General features: G+C 39.4%; 17 protein-coding genes. 13 read left to right on the forward strand and 4 right to left on the reverse strand.

The features are described from left to right. Positions 1–432: 432 nt before the first annotated feature. On the reverse strand, positions 433–1398 hold the full coding sequence (locus FDK13_RS27670) for a helix-turn-helix domain-containing protein (protein ID WP_137343268.1): 966 nt from the start codon (positions 1396–1398) through the stop codon (positions 433–435). Positions 1399–1468: 70 nt separating this feature from the next. Here FDK13_RS27670 and FDK13_RS27675 point away from each other — a divergent pair, with 70 nt between their 5' ends. Next, on the forward strand, positions 1469–2110 hold the full coding sequence (locus FDK13_RS27675; RefSeq protein ID WP_137343269.1) for a CatA-like O-acetyltransferase: 642 nt from the start codon (positions 1469–1471) through the stop codon (positions 2108–2110). Between the two features lie 4 nt (positions 2111–2114). On the opposite strand, the gene FDK13_RS27680 is transcribed toward FDK13_RS27675, so the two are convergent. Together FDK13_RS27680 and FDK13_RS27685 are read right to left on the reverse strand one after the other, a co-directional pair. Next, positions 2115–2789 (reverse strand): phosphatase PAP2-related protein, encoded by a 675-nt coding sequence (locus FDK13_RS27680; protein WP_137343270.1) that lies wholly within the window; start codon positions 2787–2789, stop codon positions 2115–2117. A gap of 179 nt (positions 2790–2968) precedes the next feature. Continuing rightward, entirely contained in the window at positions 2969–3811 is an 843-nt protein-coding gene (locus tag FDK13_RS27685) for an ATP-grasp domain-containing protein (protein WP_137343271.1), read from the reverse strand. Positions 3812–4225: 414 nt separating this feature from the next. Between FDK13_RS27685 and FDK13_RS27690 the strand changes: the two genes are divergently transcribed. The 12 genes from FDK13_RS27690 to FDK13_RS27745 all read left to right on the forward strand — a co-directional run bounded on the left by FDK13_RS27690 (position 4226) and on the right by FDK13_RS27745 (position 19750). Further along, positions 4226–5869, forward strand: coding sequence for a TldD/PmbA family protein (locus FDK13_RS27690; RefSeq protein WP_137343272.1), 1644 nt, complete (start codon positions 4226–4228; stop codon positions 5867–5869). Positions 5870–5970: 101 nt separating this feature from the next. Next, the gene (locus FDK13_RS27695; RefSeq protein WP_137343273.1) at positions 5971–7323 is read left to right on the forward strand and encodes a TldD/PmbA family protein; all 1353 of its coding nucleotides are present in this window, start codon (positions 5971–5973) and stop codon (positions 7321–7323) included. Between the two features lie 66 nt (positions 7324–7389). After that, a complete protein-coding gene (locus FDK13_RS27700; RefSeq protein WP_137343274.1) occupies positions 7390–9027 on the forward strand; it encodes a TldD/PmbA family protein in 1638 nt (545 codons plus the stop codon). A 9-nt stretch (positions 9028–9036) separates the two neighbouring features. Beyond that, complete coding sequence (locus FDK13_RS27705) at positions 9037–10374, forward strand: TldD/PmbA family protein (RefSeq protein WP_137343275.1); 1338 nt, start codon at positions 9037–9039, stop codon at positions 10372–10374. A 51-nt stretch (positions 10375–10425) separates the two neighbouring features. Then, positions 10426–11043 carry a DUF4159 domain-containing protein gene (locus FDK13_RS27710; RefSeq protein WP_137343276.1) on the forward strand — a complete coding sequence of 206 codons (618 nt, stop codon included), beginning with the start codon at positions 10426–10428 and terminating at the stop codon, positions 11041–11043. 3 nt (positions 11044–11046) lie between these two features. Further along, positions 11047–12030 carry an AAA family ATPase gene (locus FDK13_RS27715; protein ID WP_137343277.1) on the forward strand — a complete coding sequence of 328 codons (984 nt, stop codon included), beginning with the start codon at positions 11047–11049 and terminating at the stop codon, positions 12028–12030. Positions 12031–12122: 92 nt separating this feature from the next. Further along, positions 12123–13031 (forward strand): DUF58 domain-containing protein, encoded by a 909-nt coding sequence (locus FDK13_RS27720; protein WP_137343278.1) that lies wholly within the window; start codon positions 12123–12125, stop codon positions 13029–13031. Continuing rightward, entirely contained in the window at positions 13031–14251 is a 1221-nt protein-coding gene (locus tag FDK13_RS27725; RefSeq protein WP_137343279.1) for a BatA domain-containing protein, read from the forward strand. The genes FDK13_RS27720 and FDK13_RS27725 overlap by 1 nt, the downstream gene beginning before the upstream one ends. Continuing rightward, positions 14244–16460, forward strand: a complete 2217-nt coding sequence (locus FDK13_RS27730) for a DUF4175 family protein (protein WP_137343280.1) — start codon at positions 14244–14246, stop codon at positions 16458–16460. Before FDK13_RS27725 ends, FDK13_RS27730 begins: the two co-directional genes overlap by 8 nt. A gap of 29 nt (positions 16461–16489) precedes the next feature. Next, on the forward strand, positions 16490–18163 hold the full coding sequence (locus FDK13_RS27735; RefSeq protein WP_137343281.1) for a hypothetical protein: 1674 nt from the start codon (positions 16490–16492) through the stop codon (positions 18161–18163). A 428-nt stretch (positions 18164–18591) separates the two neighbouring features. Then, positions 18592–19389: a HipA family kinase gene (locus FDK13_RS27740; protein ID WP_137343282.1), complete on the forward strand. Its 798-nt coding sequence runs from the start codon at positions 18592–18594 to the stop codon at positions 19387–19389. Continuing rightward, positions 19367–19750: a DUF3037 domain-containing protein gene (locus tag FDK13_RS27745; protein ID WP_137343283.1), complete on the forward strand. Its 384-nt coding sequence runs from the start codon at positions 19367–19369 to the stop codon at positions 19748–19750. The genes FDK13_RS27740 and FDK13_RS27745 overlap by 23 nt, the downstream gene beginning before the upstream one ends. Positions 19751–19899: 149 nt before the next feature. On the opposite strand, the gene FDK13_RS27750 is transcribed toward FDK13_RS27745, so the two are convergent. Next, a complete protein-coding gene (locus FDK13_RS27750; RefSeq protein ID WP_137343284.1) occupies positions 19900–20385 on the reverse strand; it encodes a TlpA family protein disulfide reductase in 486 nt (161 codons plus the stop codon). Positions 20386–20581: the final 196 nt, after the last annotated feature.

Consider the following 20581-nt stretch of genomic DNA (forward strand, 5'->3'; position numbering starts at 1 on the left):
TTAAAATATTAAGTTTTCCTGTTAAAGAAAATTCCTGAACATTATCCAATAGAAATCTAGGGTTGAATGCTTTCATATTTCTCAACTGCCAGAGCCATTCTTCCTAATTTTAGGATTTCTTTTTCTGAAAGATTTCCTTCACCCATATTCATAAGTTCAAGTATTTCTTCCAAAACCTGATTATGTTCGGATTCGGTTAAAATATTTATTTATTTTTCATAGGTTCATTATTTCTTTATAGTTGGTAACATTAATCCAAAAACCCCTTAAAGTCAATGTGTTTATAAAACGGACTTTGTTTAGCAACATTCATTTCCTCGATATCAAATGTATGTTTCGAGTTCTTGAATAGTCATGACTTAGCGTTTTATCAAAGATACAAATTCTATGTATGATGCTTTTTTGAGTTGGTAAAGGCAAATTAGAAACCAATTAATACCGTTTAACCTTCCCCGGACTACACCCAAATTTCCCCTTAAAAGCCCTGACAAAAGCAGCATCACTGTCATAACCAATAATGGCAGCAACTTCACCAATTGGCAATCTATTTTTCAAAAGTAACTCATGCGCAAAATCCAGTCGTAGTGTTTGTATGTATTTGAAAACGGTTGTCCCAAACAGTTCTTTAAATCCGGCTTTAAGCTTGAATTCATTGAGCAAAAATCTTTTTGATAATCCTTCCAAACTGAGAGAAGTCAGATAGTCCGTGGAAAGAAATTCTTTTAATCCATATAAGCGCTCCTGGTCAATTTTGTTAATAACAACTTTATCAAACGATGTCTTAACCTGATAACCACTTAATGTCAGCAGAATAAGCTCCTTAACTTTCGATCTCAAATAATGGATTTTTAATGAATCAGCAATATCCGGAGATTGGATGTGATGCAAAGTATTCAGCTGCAAATAATTAGTGGCCCGATTGGTTTTGTACAATGAAAACGAATTTTCATTTTCACTCAACTTTAAAATAGTATCATATTCCGATCCGCATTCAAGAAGTACTGAATTGAAAAAATCCGGTTTCAGACCCACACAGATATACTGATAGTTATTTTGTTTTGGAAAAATAAACGTACTGACAGGATCCACACAATTAATCAGATTAAACTGTCCGGCCCCCATTTTCATTCCAGGTTTAAATCCTGAAATGTCGGCATCCGAACTGCCACTCATCTGGAAATGCAAGCTTACATGCGTGGTATCCTGCAATTGCTCCACTTTTACATCTTCATGAAAATCTGACGACAGAAATAAAATGTCAAAGTTTTCATCTCTGAAATTTTTGCTTTTGCAATCAAACCTGTCAGTTAAAAACCCGGACGCTTCATGAACGGAAAATTCTTTTACAAATTCCCGGTTGATCAGATTTGAAAATTCATTTCCTTTTAGCGTAAACATAATCCGTTTCGGTCAATTTTTAATCCGTTTGAGCAAAGTTGCCACCGAATTTAACTTGCAATTTGCACAAATGAAAGATACAATAAACAAGACAAAAATAGACATTGAAAGCTGGAAGAGAAAGGAGCACTTTGATTTCTTTCGAGGTTTTGAACAGCCATTCTGGGGGATTACCGCGGAAGTTGATTGCACGGGTTCATATGAGTATTGTAAAACATATAACATTCCTTTCTCTACTTTTTACTTGTATAAATCGCTAATTGTAGCAAATCGGATCCCGGAATTTCGGCAGCGAATAGAAAATGGATCTGTTTTTGAGTACGAAAAAATTTCAGGTTCTGTTACAGTTTTGAGAGAAAATGAGACTTTTGGGTTTGCCAATTTTAGTTATCTGGAAGACTTTGATTTGTTTAAAAATGAACTGGAAAGTCAAATCTCAGAAGAAAAAAACAGATATGGTTTAAAACCGGATTTTAATCTGAACAGTCTGATTCATTATTCAGTAATTCCGCTTGTCCGATTTTCCAGCTTTGAGCATGCACAGAAAATGGATATTGATTCCGTTCCTAAAATCGTTTTTGGGAAATTTAATAAAATTGAAAACAGGCTGTTTTTACCAATTTCAATACACGTTCATCATGCCTTGTGTGACGGTGTGCATGTGGGGAAGTTTGTAAAGGCTTTCGAAAAAGAAATGATTATGGAATACTGAAAAATCAATTTTCTTCCATAAGTTCTTTGTCTGCAATAACCTCATTTTGATTTTCATAAAGAGGTTTGGTAGCCAAAAATCTTTTGGCGCAATAATAATTGAAATAGGCAAAAAATGGTGCTGCCAGGACATCCATGCTATAATGAACATGCTGAATTAACAATAAAAGACCGACGATTCCTGTGGAAAACAAGACAAAAAGTTTATCGTTTTTCTTTTCAAGACAAAGATAAATAAGGAAAAGTGTTGCAGTATGTCCCGAATAAAAGAGATCCTTGGTAATGAAAATCTGCCCGTAGAAATAATTGCTTAAAGGGTCTCTTAATGGTATCAATCCTTCCGGAGCATTGAGCGGAACCAGTGTAATGGTAATAATCCGGGTAAGACACAAGGCCACGTACGACCACAAAAATCCAAGAAAAATCATCGGATTATATAAAAAGCGAATCGTCGCCAGCACTACACAGGACCAAATAAGGATAAATATAATCTCTGAGCAATCTTTTGCCGGCAATATGGAAAGTAAAATGTCATTTAAAGCAATACCTTCCCTGACTTCGATAGCCCGGAAAAAATGATTTAAAAAACAGGAAATGACACAAAGTATCAAAAAGCCGGAAATCACAGTAGTTTTATATGTTTTTTTCTGCCATGTTTCCTTCCAAATACTGGAAATCATATTTAATTAGGGCTGTCTTATTTTAAAGTAATTGGTGTCTGTTTTTAATCTGTCAGTAAAAAATCCAATTTTTCACTGTTTAGTACTACTGGAAATTATAAGAGTAATCCGAGGTAAAAGTATATAATTTAAAGGTAAGCCAAAGGCTGAATTATCTAAAGGTCAATTATCTAATCAAATTATAATCCGGACACATTTTCAGCTATCGTTTTGTTGATCGATTCAATAAAATTTACCACAAACTTTTCTCTTGTTTCGATACTTAAAAGATCCAGCGACAAATACGGATTCAAATCTTCCAATTCAACTAACAACAAGTCACCACTTGAAGTTCTACACGCGTCTACCCGCTGTATTCCGTGGGTTACTGTATTCCATGTAATAAATCGATCTGCAAAAGTAAGATCATTCGCAGTTGCATCATATATTTCCAGCTCCCATCTTTTGCTCTTGTCAGGTGCATAAAGCGCGTATTGAAAATCATTGTCGATAAAATAAAACGAAACTTCATAAACAAAATCGACAAAAGGTTGAATAATGTTTCCGCCCAGTTCAATTACTACTAAACCTTCCCTGTCAACAACCTGCATACCAATGGAATCAGCTCCATCTTTCAGTTTTATCATGTACTTGTCACTTTCCGGCAGCAAAGGCAAATCTTGTAAATGTTCAATGGTTGGTATCACTGGATAGCCTTCTTTGGTCAGCTTGGCCAAATAGGATTTTCCCTTCATATCAGCCTTGCCCGACATGGCATTGTAGGTTGGTGATTTTTTTGTATTAATCCTTGTAATAAATGAATTAAAGTAATTTTTGTAATGCATAACCGGTCCCGTGTTTCTGAAAATTATCAGATCAACGATTTCCTCAAACTTTTCAGAGTCACAAGGGTGACATAGCAATATATCAAAGTGTTCTCGAAGTCTGGATGTCAGATATAGATCCTCTTCGCAATACTTTCTTCCTTTTGCTTCAAAATATAAATCGGTAAGATATAATATAGAATATTTTTTCGATGTCATGAAAATTGATAATAATTGATACGTTGCAATATAATATTTTGAATTGTAAGCGAACCGGAATTAAAAGGAATAATTGACTTTTCGATTTAAGCTTAAAAAAAGTAACCCAAAGGCCAGATTTTGCTGCTTCGATTTTCAACACATTTTTTCCAATTCATAAAGTCTTAATTCATAAACCCGGGAAATTAATTGCTATCAAACCTTTACCATTATAGATTATATGGGAAATGTTTAATTGTATCTTTTTGTGTTGATGTGAAATTATTATTAAGCAAAAATTAATTTGGTAAAATTGTCCTTTCTAAGGTTTTTATCTAACTTGACGCTGTGAGCGCAGAATATCCTGGTTTTAATAAATTGGCTAAAAAATATCATTTTTCATCATCATATATTCATAAAGATTAGCTAGGACGAATGAAAAGAAGAGATTTTATGCAAATGACGGGTATGGGAATGGGCGCATTAATGTTGCCATCCGTTCCTATATTTGGAAATACTATATCAAGCGAACATTTACTTGAACCAGGCATTGATGCTGCCCTGAAGAAAAGATATGCAGACATTGCTCTGAACGCTACAAAAAGTAAGGGGGCTACCTATACTGACGTGCGGATCGGACGCTATTTGCAGCAATTTGTTTTTACACGAGAAAAACAAGTTCAGAATATCGTTAATGCAGAATCTTTTGGTGTCGGTGTCCGTGTTATTGCAAACGGGACCTGGGGCTTTTCGGCAACCAGTGATGTTACGCCTGAAGGAATTGCCAAATGTGCGGAAACTGCGGTTGCAATTGCGAAGGCAAACTCAAAATTTCAAAAGGATCCGGTGGTTTTAGCTCCGCAAAAAGGAGTTGGTGAAGTTAGCTGGAAAACGCCGATCAAGAAAAATACTTTCGAAATTCCTACTTCGGAAAAAATAGATTTACTAATGAAAGTAAACGGCAAAGCCATGGAAAATGGGGCAGGCTTTGTCACTTCAAATATTTTCTCAGTTAATGAGCAGAAATATTTCGCTTCTTCCGATGGTTCCTATATTGATCAGGATATTCACCGGATCTGGCCGACATTCACGGTAACCGCAATTGATAAAGCAGCCGGGAAATTCAAAACCCGTGGTGCGCTTAGTTCTCCAATGGGTATGGGTTACGAATATCTGGATGGCCTGGCTTCTGAAAAAATTGCGGGTCCAAATGGTACTGTCGGTTATAGAAGCTCCTATGATATGGTGGAAGATGCTATTTTAGCCGCAAAACAAGCAAAAGAAAAACTTACAACTAAATCGGTTTTGCCCGGGAAATATGATCTTGTTCTGGATCCAAATCATTTGGGATTAACGATTCATGAATCCGTTGGCCATCCAACAGAACTTGACCGTGTATTGGGTTATGAAGCCAATTATGCCGGTACGAGTTTCGCGACTTTGGACAAATGGGAATCGAAAAAATTCAATTACGGAAGCAAGCTTGTCAATATCGTAGCCGACAGAATCCAGCCGCATACTTTGGGTGCTGTTGGTTTTGACGATGAAGGTGTACCGGCAAAAGAATGGGACATTATTAAGGACGGGATTCTGGTAAATTATCAGGCAATTCGTGATCAGGTTAAAATAATTGGTGGTAAGGAATCTAATGGCTGCTGTTATGCAGACAACTGGGATTCTGTACAATTCCAAAGAATGCCCAATATTTCGCTTCGGCCCGGAACGGAAAAGCTTAGTGTGATGGATATGATAAAAGGGGTTGAAAAGGGAATTTATATTATCGGAGCTGGTTCTTATTCGATTGATCAACAACGATATAACTTCCAGTTTGGCGGACAGGTTTTCTACGAGATCAAAAAAGGCGAGATCGTTGGTATGTTGGATGATGTCGCTTATCAATCTAACACGCAGGAATTCTGGAATTCCTGTACGCAGATTTGTGATAAAGATGACTACCGGACTTTCGGTTCTTTTTTTGATGGAAAAGGACAACCTTCTCAAATCAGCGCCGTGGCTCATGGAAGTGCGACTACGAGGTTTGATGGCGTGAATGTGATTAATACGGGAAGGAAAATATGATCTTGATTTTCTTGATTTGAAGATTAGCTTGATTTGACTACAATTATTATTAAAAGAGATTCCTGCCTAACTGACTGTTTATAAATTAAATTTTTTCTAACATGGCTGTCTTATCAAAAGAAGAAGCAAAGCAAATAATTGACAAAGTGTTGGCTTTTTCGAAAGCTGATGAAACGAGTGCCAATTTGAACGGCAGTCGTACGGGAAATATTCGTTATGCCAGAAACTCGGTATCTACCAGTGGCGAAACAACCAATCTTTCACTTTCTGTTACGTCGGTTTTTGGTAAAAAATCGGGAACTGCAACAATTAACGAGTTTGATGATAAATCGTTAGAAAAAACGGTTAGACGTGCCGAAGAAATTGCTCATCTGGCGCCTGACAATCCTGAATATGTAGGAATGCTTGGGCAGCAGAATTATTTAGATATTAAATCTTTCGCAGGTAGCACGGCTGCTATTAATCCTGATTTCCGGGCGGAAGCAGCGTTTAAAAGTATCGATCCTTGTGCAAAAAAGGATCTTACGGCGGCTGGATATTGGGAAGATAGTACAGGATTTGCCGCCTTGGGAAATACCAAAGGTTTGTTTGGATATAATGCAGCTACCTCTGTTGATTTTTCTATCACTGTTAGAACCAATGATGGTTTAGGTTCCGGTTATGCTGTTCGTGATGTTAATGATGTTTCGAAACTGGATGTCGCTCTGGCAACGGAAGTAGCGATTCAAAAGGCTCAGGCTTCCTCAAAAGCGAGAGCTTTGGAGCCTGGAAAATATACGGTAATTCTTGAACCGACTGCTGCGGTGGATCTGCTTCAAAATATGATGGGCAGTATGGATGCCCGTAACGCAGACGAAGGCAGAAGTTTTCTTGGAAAAAAAGGAGGTGGAACCCGTTTGGGAGAAAAACTTTTTGATGAACGTGTCAATATTTATTCTGATCCGCAAAATCTTGAAATTCCTGGTTCTCCGTTTGGTGGAGGAGGCGGACGTTTTGCTTTTGGAGGTGGTGGAAGTGATGGTCGTGCTCAGGAAAAAGTTGTTTGGGTTGAAAATGGTGTTGTGAAAAATATGTATTATTCCCGCTACTGGGCGGAGAAAAAAGGTGTGAAAGCGATTCCTCCTCCATCAGGATTTATTTTTGCTGGTGGAAATGAATCACTGGCAGATTTGATCAAAGGAACTGAAAAAGGAATTTTGGTAACGCGGCTTTGGTACATCCGTGCTGTGGATCCGCAGACATTGCTTTATACGGGACTAACGCGTGATGGCACTTTTTATATCGAAAATGGAGTGATCAAGTTTCCTGTTAAAAACTTCCGTTTTAACGAAAGTCCGGTAATTATGCTCAATAACCTCGAAGCAGCTGGTAAACCAATGCGCCAAGGCGGAAATCTTGTTCCGCCATTGAAGATCCGGGACTTTACTTTTACAAGCTTGTCCGACGCCGTTTAAGACAAACGGAGGGATTCTAAGTTTATTTATACAATCATTTATTGACCTAAAAAGGAGGGACTTAACTTGAACCGACGCGATTTTATTCAGATAGCCGGACTTAGCACCGGTGCATTTATGTTACCAGGTTTTGCCAACGGAAGAACGGTTTCTCCCGAAGCACTTTTAGAACCGGGACTTGACGTTGCTGTTAAAAAGAGACTGGCTGATGCAGCACTTAATGCAGCGAAGTCCAAAGGAGCAACTTACGCGGATGTGCGTATCGGACGTTACCTGAACCAGTTTGTTATTACAAGAGAAGACAAAGTTCAAAATATAGTAAATACGGAATCTTACGGTGTGGGTATTCGTGTTATCGCCAATGGCTGCTGGGGATTTGCCGCTGTTGCAGACGCAAAAAGTGATACTCAAATTGCCAAAGCGGCAGAGGATGCCGTTGCGATTGCAAAAGCAAATTCAAAACTAATGAAACAGCCGGTTGAACTGGCTCCCCAAAAAGGATTTGGCGAAGTAAGCTGGAAAGCGCCTATAAAGAAAAATGCGTTTGAAGTTCCTGTAAAGGAGAAAGTTGAATTGTTGCTTGGCGTGAATGACGCTGCGATGAAAAACGGTGCGAATTATGTCAATTCGATTCTTTTCATGGTGAACGAGCAGAAATATTTTGCTTCAACAGACGGTTCTTATATTGATCAGGATATTCACCGCATGTGGCCAAACTTTACGGTTACAGCGATCGATCCGGCATCGGGAAAATTCCAGACCCGTAATGCGCTAAGCTCCCCGATGGGAATGGGTTATGACTACTTGCAGGTAAATCCAAAAGATAAAGTGACTGGCGTAACAACCCGTTATAATATGGGTTATGATATGCTGGAAGATATTACGGCGGGAGCGCAGCAGGCTAAAATGAAATTGTCTGCAAAATCTGTTGAAGCTGGAAAATATGATCTGATCCTGGATCCTTCTCACCTTTGGTTGACAATTCATGAGTCGGTAGGTCACCCGCTTGAACTGGACCGTGTACTGGGTTATGAGGCTAATTTCGCCGGTACTTCATTTGCGACTTTGGATAAATGGCAATCGAAAAATTTCAAATACGGAAGTGATAAAGTAACGTTAATTGCAGATAAAACTCAGGTTGGTTCCTTAGGTGCTGTGGGTTGGGATGATGAAGGTGTAAATACCAAGAAATGGGATCTGGTTAAGGATGGTGTTTTGGTGAATTACCAGGCAATCCGCGATCAGGCTAAAATTATTGGTGAAAAAGAATCACATGGATGCTGTTATGCGGATAGCTGGAGTTCTGTTCAGTTTCAGCGTATGGCCAACGTTTCTCTGGCTTCCGGAAAAACACCGCTTTCGGTTGAAGACATGATCAAGGACGTTAAAAAGGGGATTTATATTATCGGTGACGGATCGTTTTCTATTGATCAACAGCGTTATAATTTCCAGTTTGGCGGACAATTGTTCTACGAGATCAAAGACGGAAAAATCGTTGGTATGTTGAAAGATGTGGCATATCAATCCAACACGCAGGAATTCTGGAACTCATGTGTTCAGGTTTGTGATGATCGTGATTATCGTTTGGGTGGATCTTTCTTCGACGGAAAAGGTCAGCCATCACAATCGAGCGCGGTTTCTCATGGTAGTTCGACTGCCAGATTTGCCGGTGTTAACGTTATCAATACAGCCAGAAAAATTTAATACTGAAATATGTCAGTGATATTAACGGAAGCAGAAGCGAAAGCATTGTTACAGAAGGTTTTGAAGTACTCAAAAGCGGATGAATGCGAGATTAATATATCGGGAGAAAAGCGGGGGAATCTGCGTTATGCACGTAACGAAGTTTCCACGAGTGGTGCGCAGATCACACAGAATCTGATCGTTCAGTCTTCTTTCGGGAAAAAGGTAGGAGTTGCTACAACGAATGAATTCAGTGATGAAGCATTTGAAAAAGTAGTTCGCCAATCGGAAGAACTGGCCCAGCTGGCACCGGAAAATCCGGAGTATGTTGGCGTTTTAACTCCTCAGCAATATAAAAAGTCGTCTGGTTTTTTTGATTCTACGGCTAATATCACGCCTGATTTTCGTGCGGATGCTGTGGCTAAAAGTCTTGAATTGTCGAGAGCTCAGAATTTAGCAGCGGCTGGTTTTTGGGAAGATACGCACGGTTATTCGGCGATGCTTAATTCAAAAAAGCTTTTTGCCTATTATCCAAGTACGGATGTCAATTTTTCACTAACTGTCAGAACGCCTGATGGAACGGGTTCTGGTTATGTGGCGAAAGGATATAGCGACGTTACAAAACTGGATACCGAATCTGCTACCAGAATCGCGATTCAAAAATCAACAGGTTCGGTAGGAGCAAAAGCTTTGGAGCCGGGTAAATATACCGTTATTCTTGAACCAACCGCGGCGGCCGTTTTATTGGAAAATATATTTTTCAATATGGACGCACGCAGTGCTGACGAAGGACGTTCGTTTTTGAGCAAACAAGGTGGGAAAACCAAGCTTGGCGAAAAGATTGTGGATGAAAGAGTTAACATCTATTCAGATCCTGCGCATCCCGAGTTGCCATCTGCTCCCTGGGCAGGTGACGGCCAACCGATGGAAAAGGTGAACTGGATCGAAAAAGGTGTCGTAAAAAACATGGCTTACTCACGTTACTGGGCACAAAAGAAAGGTGTTAAAGCAGTTCCTTTTCCTAATAACATGATCGTAGCCGGTGGTACCGCGACTTTGGAAGAAATGATTGCTTCTACGAAACAGGGTATTCTGGTAACTAAATTATGGTACATCCGCGAAGTGGATCCGCAAACATTGTTGCTTACGGGATTGACACGGGACGGTACTTTTTATATCGAAAACGGTAAAATCAAGCATCCTGTTAAAAACTTCCGTTTCAATGAAAGTCCGGTGATCATGCTCAATAACCTTGAAACATTGGGGAAACCTGAGCGGGTTGTCAGCACGGAATCAAACCAGAATTACATGATGCCGCCGATGAAAATCCGTGAATTTACATTTTCGTCACTATCTGACGCAGTATAAATTTTTATTTGCAGCGGATCACTTTCCGCTGCAAATACTTTTACTTAACCTATGAAACCTTTTTTCTTCACCCGTCTTCAGTATACCTCAGGAAACTGGGATACCGACCAGCGCATGCCTTCAAATTTGCTGCATTCGCTCGTGGAGTATACCACCATCCCCATTGATGAGAAGGAAAAGGTGGTGCTGCTGAGCAGTAATGATATTTTCAAAAGTCCGTTTTGCTACCTGAGCGGCCACAAACTTGTCGAGTTTTCAACGCAGGAAAGAGACCATTTTAAACGTTATGTTCAAAATGGAGGATTTGTGTTTGTAGACGATTGTAACCACGATATAGACGGGTTATTTGCTAAATCCTTTGAGCAGGAAATGTCCAGAACATTTGGTCCCAAAGCTTTACAAAAGATACCCAATAATCATCCGATCTATAACAGCTTTTTCCATTTTGAAGATGGCCCGCCGACCACAGCTTTTGAACTGAACGGCTGGGGAGATGATCTGGTACATGATTATCTGAAAGCGGTAATGATCAATGGGCGCATCGGTGTACTTTACAGCAATAAGGATTATGGCTGTGAGTGGGATTATGATTTTAGAAATAAACGTTTTTTGGCCGTCGATAATACCAGATTCGGGGTCAATATTGTCATGTATGCTTTAACCGCTTAACGATTGGAAACACAGGAACTAACCCATTATAAAGCCTTGGTAGCGAAGCTGCCGCTTCTTAAAAAAGAAATTGGTAAAGTCATTGTAGGACAGGAAGATGCGATAAATGAAATTTTGATATCACTTCTTGCCGGTGGCCATTGTTTGCTCGAAGGTGTACCGGGACTGGCAAAAACGCTGATGGTGAAAACAATGTCCGAAGCTTTGCATATGAGTTTCAAACGTGTCCAATTCACGCCGGATTTAATGCCCGGAGATATTGTTGGCACTGAAATTCTGGAAGAAGATCATGATACCGGGAAGAAGTTTTTCAAATTCAACCAGGGACCCATTTTTGCGAACGTAGTCCTTGCGGATGAGATTAACCGGACACCGCCAAAAACACAGGCGGCACTTCTGGAGGCGATGCAGGAAAAAAGCGTAACCTATGCAGGGACGAATTACGCATTACCCAATCCGTTTCTGATCATAGCTACACAAAATCCGATTGAACAATCGGGCACCTACCCATTGCCGGAAGCACAGCTTGACCGCTTTCTTTTGTATATCAAACTGAGCTATCCGAGTGAACAGGAAGAGCTTGATGTATTGAAAAATACGACGGGATCCAAAGGTGTGGTAATTGACCGGGTGCTTAGTGATATGGACATTATCGAGCTTCAAAAGTTAACCAGACAAGTTCATATCAGTGAAGATCAAATTTCATATATAAACCGATTGGTTCGGGCGACAAGGCCGGATGGAAGTCCTTCTGAATTTGTAAAACAATGGTGTGATTGGGGGGCTGGCCCAAGAGCGGGACAGGCACTTGTGCTTTGCGCAAAGGCAAGAGCGGTTTTAAATGAACGTTTTGCGGTCATTCCGGAAGATATTCATACGCTGGCTTTTCCAATTCTTCGTCACAGGATCTCAATGAATTTCAGAGCGGAAGCGGAAAGTATTACGTCGGATCATGTGATTGGAGATTTAATTAAAACATTGAAATAGCGGGTAGCTATTAGCTTTTAGTACTTGGTGAGAGGTTAACCAAGTCTGATTAATATCCATTTTTGCGAATTGTCAAAAGGCAAATAATACTTATGTCAGAAAAACGTACCGGGCTTCTTGCTTCGGATTTGATCAAACTTGGGAACCTTCAGCTGGTTGGAAAACTGGTGAGTGAAGAACTTATGCTGGGTGTACATGCCAGTAAACGTTCTGGCATGGGGACTGAGTTTGAACAATACCGTCATTATGAACCAGGCGATGACCCGAAACGGATTGACTGGAAATTATATGCAAGGACGGACAAACATCTTGTAAAAGAATCGTCTGCTGAAAGTAACAGACAAATCCGGTTTTTACTGGATCTTTCCGGTTCAATGAATTATGCTGAAAACGGAATGAGCCGTTTGGAATATGCAAAATTACTTATTGCATCGCTGGCTTATCTTGGTTACATACAAAATGACCAGATGAGTCTTTATTCATTGCAAGATGGAAAAGTAAACAGCATGGCTAGCGGAGCTTCAAGTTCTGGTAAACAGGCTTTCAACAAAATATTATTTGGATTGCAAAAAACGACAGCCTCAGGAGAATGGACAACAGATTTTGCTTCAAATGGAAAGTTGCAATTCCCCGAATTTGCAACGAAAAGTCAGGAGCAACTGATTTTTGTAACGGATTTTCTTCAGGTAGGTCAGGAGTGGCTCACATTGATAAAATCCATCGCAAGTCCGCGCCGTGAAATCGTTATTTTTCAGATTTTGGGAGATAATGAAGTGGATTTTAACCTGACCGGTTTTTACCGTTTCAAGGATTTGGAAACCGGAAAAGAAATAGAATTACAGGCAGAGGCTGTTAGAGACAAATTCAAGGAATCTTCAAAAGCGTATTTTGATATGCTCGAAGAAGAATTGCGGATTCCTTATGTAAATCTGGTTCAGGCCAAATTAAGCGATCCGCTGGGAATGGTTTTAAAAGAATTTTTAACAAGAAGGAAAGGCTAATGAATTTCTTACAACCTTTCATGTTTTGGGGCGCGCTGGCGATAGCCATACCAATTTTTATCCATTTCTGGCATCAGAAAAAAGGGAAAGAACTGGACTGGGCCGCCATGCAGTGGTTAATCGATAAAAGTCAGCAGCAAAGCCGAGGCTTTCGTTTGGATGATCTTCCGCTATTGGTCGTTCGTTGTTTTCTAATTTTGATTTTGACGGTTTTGTTAAGTCAGCCGGTTATAAAATGGTTTAAACAAATTGAACATGCTGAGCGGATACACCTGGTTGAACCATCCGTGAATCTGGTTAATAATTATCGTTTTGAAATTGAAACGGCAATAAAAAACGGAGATAAAGTATTTTGGATAAATCCTGAAAGTGAAGAAATAAAAGATCTGTCTTCAATTTCAAACCCAAGAAACAAAGGCGTTTTATATCTTCAGGAAGTAATTAACAAAGTAAGCAAGACGGGAGCGAAGCTTGATCTGTATCTGGTTGGCAATCAGAAATTGCTGGATATGCCAAAAATTTACATTCCGGAAGCTTACCAATTGCATTTGTTAACAGATTCTTCCCAAAATTATTCTCACAAGTTTTTAGACTTAGGAGAAGGCAAAAAGTTGTTTGTCAACAAAGGCCTGCTCACAGCTGCAAGTCCCGGCCAATCGGATAATTTGCCGAGGCTGGAATCTACGCCAGTTCATGCAGGAAAATTAAATGTCCTGGTTGAGTATAAAAACAAAGCCGAACAACAAACCGTCGAGGCGGCTCTTGGTTCTTTGTCCGTAGTATATTCGTTACCGATGGAAATTGACCTTAAAAATATTAGTGATAAGAAATATGATCTCGTATTAACAGATCAAAAAGTAGCCAAAACCAATCCGGAAGTATTGTATGTCTTATCCGGAAAATCGGATACCGGTAACCAAAGTCTTGTTTCAAACGTTGTTCAATTACAGGACTCACTTCGGATCCAGACATCCGAGATGGTTAATTCCGGGCAATTACCAGAATTTCTTGGCGACTTACTTATCTCACACTTTAAACTGAATGAACCCCAAAAGCTGATCAGTCAAAAACAATTAAAGGCACAGTTTGTGCAGACTAAACCTTTGGAAGTCAACATGGAAGGTAGTTTACGTCCCTGGCTTCTTATTCTTTTTATCGCATTACTAATTCTTGAACGCTGGATGGCTTTAAAGAAAACGATACAGAAAAGTTATGTATGAGCTAAAAAAATTAATCAATTCAGTCACCACGCAGCTGTACGCGAATGCATTTATTCGCTGTCTTTTGCTGGCGGTTTCTGCTTTTGTACTGACGTCGGTATTCAAGCAAACTTCGCCGATCGCTCCCGTTTTAGCTTCTATTATTGGCTTGGGAATTGGCGCTTACATCACAAAGTTATATCAAAATAAAAAACCGCAGGCGATCAGTTTGATTCATAAAACGGTTGGTGAATCAGAATATAGTTTGCATTTATTGGAAAAAGACGAGCTGAATATTGCCGAACAATTGCAGTTGGACAGGCTGAGTAAAAATGTTTCCGCAGGTCATTTCCATTACCGGAATCTGTATGACGGAACCATGATGTACGGTCTGATTTTCCTTTTTTCGCTGGTTTTTTACAATTTGTATCCGCACATGAATTTCTCAACAGGAAGTCAGAGTGCGGTTTTGAATACAACGAAAAACGTAGAAAAAGTAAATATTCTTATTGCTCCTTCTTTTGAAACTGCAAGTATTACAATTAATCCACCCTCTTATACGGCACTCCCAACCAAGAAATCTGCTGACTTGAATGTAAGTGCGATCATCGGTTCTGCTTTGAATTGGGATGTTACTTTCAGTCATCAGGATAATTTATCGGTACGATTGGCAAATAATCGTGGTGATGAGCTTTTGTTCAAAAAGGCAAATGGCATTTTTCAATACAAGGATAAGCTGACTGGTTCCGGACTTTATTCGATTAAGGCCTATTGGAAAGATTCGCTCGTTTATCAGTCTGATTTTTACAAACTGGAAGCGCAACCCGATCTTGCTCCGAAAATTGAACCGGATTCAAAAGAATTATATCAATATCATTATCTAAAAGACAATAAAACGATTCAGGTTTCGGCAAAAATGTCGGATGACTTTAAAGTGAAAACTGCTTTTATCGTTGCTACTTTGGCTCGCGGTTCTGGCGAAAATGTTAAGTTTAGAGAAATGAAATTTCCATTATCACCGGGCAATTTCAAGGAAGCCAAGCTAAGTCAGTCAATCGATTTAAAAGCTTTGAATTTCACGCCTGGCGACGAACTTTATTACTACTGGGCAGCGATTGATAACAAAGAACCGGAAGCAAATTTTACAAAATCAGATACCTATTTCGTCGTTTATAAAGACACTGCAAAAGTCGAAGAATCTGAACTCTCGACAATGTCTGTCAATACTGTCCCTGAATATTTCCGAAGTCAGCGTCAGATTATTATTGATACTGAAAAGCTGATTGCAAAAAGGAAAAAAATCAAAAAGGAAGAATTTAACAGTACTTCCAACGAAATTGGTTTTGACCAAAAAGTACTCCGTTTGCGTTACGGGCAATTTTTAGGAGAAGAATTTGAACAAAATATTGGTGGCGGAGGCGGCGCGGCGCATGAAGAAAGTGGCAGCGGAAATATTCTGGACGCTTTTACCCACAAATCCGATTCAGAAGGAGAAGCTGCGGAAAACCGTAAATCTCAGCCGGAAGAATCACATCACGATCATGGCGGAGGTAATCAGGAAAGTGGGTCCAAGGATGCGATGGCAGAATTAATTGAGCAGTATGGACACGCACATGACGATGCAGATGTAAACACATTTCATGAACAATCTACCAAAAGTTTGTTGAAAATGGCTTTGGAACAAATGTGGCAGTCGGAACTGCATTTACGTATGTACGAGCCTGAAAAAGCCATTCCTTTTGAAACAAAAGCGCTTGAATATTTAAAACAAGCGCAGCATAAAGCCCGCGCATTTGTCAAGAAAAGCAGTTACGATCCGCCTCCGATCAAGGAAAAGGAAAAACGGTTAACGGGTGAACTGACTGATCTTAGCAAGAATTTCAGTCAGGAAAAAATGATCAGTCTAACGAGAACCGAGCAGCTGGCAGCTGAGGTTTTGGGTTATCTGGAATATGACAAACTGAGTTCTTCTCAACGTGCAAAATTCCAGATTGCAGGAACACAATTATCGGATCGCCTTATGAATAGCGGACCTTTCAATGGCGGACTTCAAAATTGGTCCGTACTTGGCGCATTGCAGAAATTGATTAGCGGAAAACAAATTTCAGCGACCGAAAAACAGCAGCTCAAAACGGAATTATACAAACGCGCCGGAGCCAACGTACAAAGTGGCCGTTCGTATGTCAGCGAAAAAAAACTCGAAAATATTTTTTGGAAAAAACTAAAATGAAACCGGCTGAAAATATCCGGAACTAGTGTATGATTGCATTTGATTTCAACTGGTCAGAACCACTAAACCTGGTTTTGATTTTATTTCTTATCCTTCTCGGAAGTGGACAGATATGGCTTTTGCTGCGAAGTTCCGGTCCGGATATTTCGAAGCAGAAAATGGGAATCAGAATTGCTTTAAACTTATTATTATGGTTGACCGTCGCCGGATTTGTACTTCAGCCGATCTTTCGGAGTATTGTTTTATCGGGTAAAGTAATGATTGCAGGAAAGGACGTTCCTTCCAAAGAAATAAAAAGAATTCAGGATAGTTTACATATCCGTGAGGTATTTTCAGAAGGTAATTTAAAGGGGAAATCTTTTGATACATTAACGCTTGTCGGACAGGATTTTAGTCCCGCATTTTTTTCAGATCTCAGTCAGCAAATAACGACTTCCGTTATTATTAACCGGATTCCATACTTTTCTGATCATGTTATCCAATCGATTTCCTGGAACGGAATCATTAGAAAAGGACAAGTTCAGCGTATCATAGGCTCGGTTAATTCTTCGGATGCTCAATGGGCAAAAGTTAAGTTTGGCAATCAGACGCTGGACAGTGTAAAACTGGAAAAAGGCAATCAAACTTTTGATTTATCTTTTCCCGTTTTTACGGAAAAAAGGACAAAAGTTGATTTGTATCTGGGCGATGATCATCAAGAGACAATTCAGTTTTTCGCCCGCCCTTTACCGCCTCTGACTTTTCAGATAATACTGGATAACCCGGATTTCGAAAGCCGAAGCCTTGCGACCTGGTTGGGTAACCGGGGGAATTCGGTTGAGATTTCAACCAATTTGTCAAAAGATATCCGAAGCAAGCTGACACTTAATAAAACAGGAACGCCTGATGTAATTATCACCGATCCTAAAAATGCATCCAATGCGGAGGTTAAAAAGGCCCTGGCAACTGGCAAAAGCATTTTATTTATCAATCTTTCTAATGGTTCATCTGATATTACATCAATCAATAGTGCATTAGGTACCAAATTTCAGATTAAGAAGATATCCAATGAAGAAGCGTTACCGGTTATTGGTGAGCTTTCAAAATTGCCCTTTGATTTTGGTAAGTCCAATGGATATATGACGGTTTCCAAATATCCTGTTGCTGTTGAAAAGACCACTGGTAAAGTTGCCGTGAGCTTGTTAAATGAAACATTTCCAACTTTACTTAACGGCGATAGTATTTCTTACGGAAATATCTGGACAAGTGTTATCGCAGCTATCCATCCTGCTTACCAATCAAATGTAGAAGTAAATTCGCCGGTTTATAAAGGATTTAAAACTGATTTAAAATTTAATAATCTTATCAATAATCCTGTTTCAATGGTTCTTGGTGCCGATACGCTGCATCTGAATTACTCGGCGATCAACAAACAAAGTGCTGATGTAAGCTTCATTCCTTCCGAATCCTCCTGGTTGAAGCTGTCCGATGATTCAGAAATTAATATAACTGACAGCCTGGATTTCAATGATTATTATAAGAGTAAGATCGTTGATCAGTTTGTGAAATCGAGATTACAATTACAAGTAGAATTGAATGATGTGGTTAAAGTTTCAGATCAAGCGTTACAACATTTAAATGAAAGCAGAATCCCGGATTGGATCTGGTTTTTGACGTTTGTTTTATGTTTTTCGGCCCTTTGGTTGGAGCCGAAATTTAATTAGATGGTTATCTTTTAATTATTTCGGTGCGCTGCACCTTTTATCAGGCTTCATCGTTTTTTTTGGCTTCAAATATTGGGTGCGTCACACCTTTTTCTGGAATTCCTATATCTGGCTGGCTGCTATTATTTGGTTGTGTTGCCTTTTGCCTGGATTTCAATATCTGTTTGCATTCATAAGGCTACAATTATTAATGGTGCAGAGCACCAAAATACTTGTAGAAAAAATTAATGATTCTCTCATTTCCATAGGTGCGGAGCACCGAAATAATTGAATTTAATCAGCCCAAAATCACTCACAATATTTTAAAATTGTATTCTCTTAATCCTCAAAAACTTTACCCTAAATCAACTACTTTTACGCCCCAAAGAATCTGATTTTTTAATCGTTTTGCTTTATTGTAAAATCATATTGATACAAAAACAAGATTTATGAATAAAAACGGACTTCAACTCAGAACCGTTAATGTGATACGTTATGTGACCCCTTTACGTGAAGGCGGATCACTGCCAGCGATTGCAGAAGCGGATGATGACTTTTTATATGTATTGAAATTCAGAGGCGCCGGGCAGGGTGTAAAAGCACTTATTGCGGAGTTAATAGGCGGGGAAATTGCACGTGCATTAGGATTCAGAATGCCTGAAATTGTTTTTGCCAATCTGGATGAAATGTTTGGTATGACAGAGCCGGACGAAGAAATTCAGGATTTGTTGAAGGCGAGCACAGGATTGAATTTAGCGATGCATTACTTATCAGGCGCAATTACTTTTGATCCTCAGGTAACCACGGTTGATCCAAAACTTGCCTCCCAAATTGTCTGGCTGGATTGTCTTTTGACCAATGTAGACCGGACGGCTAGAAATACCAATATGTTGATCTGGCATAAAGAATTATGGCTTATTGACCACGGCGCGTCCTTATATTTTCATCATTCCTGGACCAACTGGGAGGAACAGGCAAGGCGTCCCTTTGTTCAGATCAAAGATCATGTATTGTTACCACGAGCCTCAGAACTTGATTTAGTTAATGAATCTTTCAAATCTTTATTAACCGATGATTTGATCAATTCTATTGTTTCAATCATTCCGGACGAATGGCTGCTTCAGGATGCTCCTTTTGAAACAGCGGATGAGCATCGTCAGGCTTATGCCAAATTTTTAATTTCAAGAATTTCAGTGTCAGAAGTATTTGTAAAAGAAGCGCAGAATGCAAGAACATCACTTATTTGAGTACGCCGTCATTCGCGTCGTACCGAGAGTCGAGCGCGAAGAGTTTTTGAATGTAGGGGTAATTCTCTACTGCCCGAAACAGGGGTTTTTACAAAGTAAAATCAATCTGGACATTGAACGCCTTAGTGCTTTTTCGGGAAAGCTTGATATTTCTGAAATGGAAGATTATCTGGCAGCTTTAAGCCGGATTTGTATTGGCGGGAAAACGGCCGGGCCGATTGGAAAGTTACCGATTGCTTCCCGTTTTCGCTGGTTAACCGCCACCCGAAGTACTGTTGTCCAAACTTCAAAAGTCCATCCCGGGTTTTGTAAAGATGCGGGCTTGACGTTGGATAAGTTATTTAATGAGATGGTTTTGTAGGGAGCAATCCTGAAAGGATGACATTATTGTAGAATAGCATGTCAAACAAATTAAGTCAAACCCTGAAAGGGTGACATAGTTTAAAGTTAAAATGCTTCGTCCATTGAATTGGGCGAAGCATTTTATTTTACAAAACAGACTATATAACCTTAAAATGCTTTCAAAGTTTTGAATATTTCAGCGTATGGTTGCTCTCCTTCGTAGATTTTTACCAATTTTCCGGATTTGTCATACATTGCCAGGTAAGGAAAAGATCTGATCTGATAATACTTCTGAACAAGGTAACTTGTTCCTTCTGTACCAAGTTTAATGTTTGGATAAGCGGCCAGATTATAATCTTTTTCAAACTTTTTGATCATTTCCATGGATTGAAAAGTAATCATAACCAATTGCTTGTTGGTCATCACCGTATAATTTTTAAGCAGTGCCTTCGTGAAATTCTGGCAATGATCGCAGTCGGGTGAAAAGTACATCAGCACAACCGGACCTGGACCGAGCTGCGAAGAATTAAAAGGTTTTCCATTCGCAAGTGTGATTTGAAATGGAGCTATTTTTTTTAATCCAATTGCAGACTGAGAAAAAGCAGTACCCGCAATCAGGACATACAGGAGTAGGGGAATTATTTTTTTAGACATCGGAAATTTAGTTTTAACAAGGCTGCAAGATATGATTCTTTTTAATAGGGACGAATTTTCAAGTGACGGTTAACAACGAAATAGATGGAAATAAATCTTTTACATTTCATTTACAATCTTTTACACGTGATTCAAGGTCAGCATATTTTCTACTGATACATTTGATTCATGCCCGGTTCCGGGTTTTGTTTAACTT

This window comes from Dyadobacter frigoris, from assembly GCF_005280585.1.
In the GTDB taxonomy this organism is placed as follows: Bacteria; Bacteroidota; Bacteroidia; order Cytophagales; family Spirosomataceae; genus Dyadobacter; species Dyadobacter frigoris.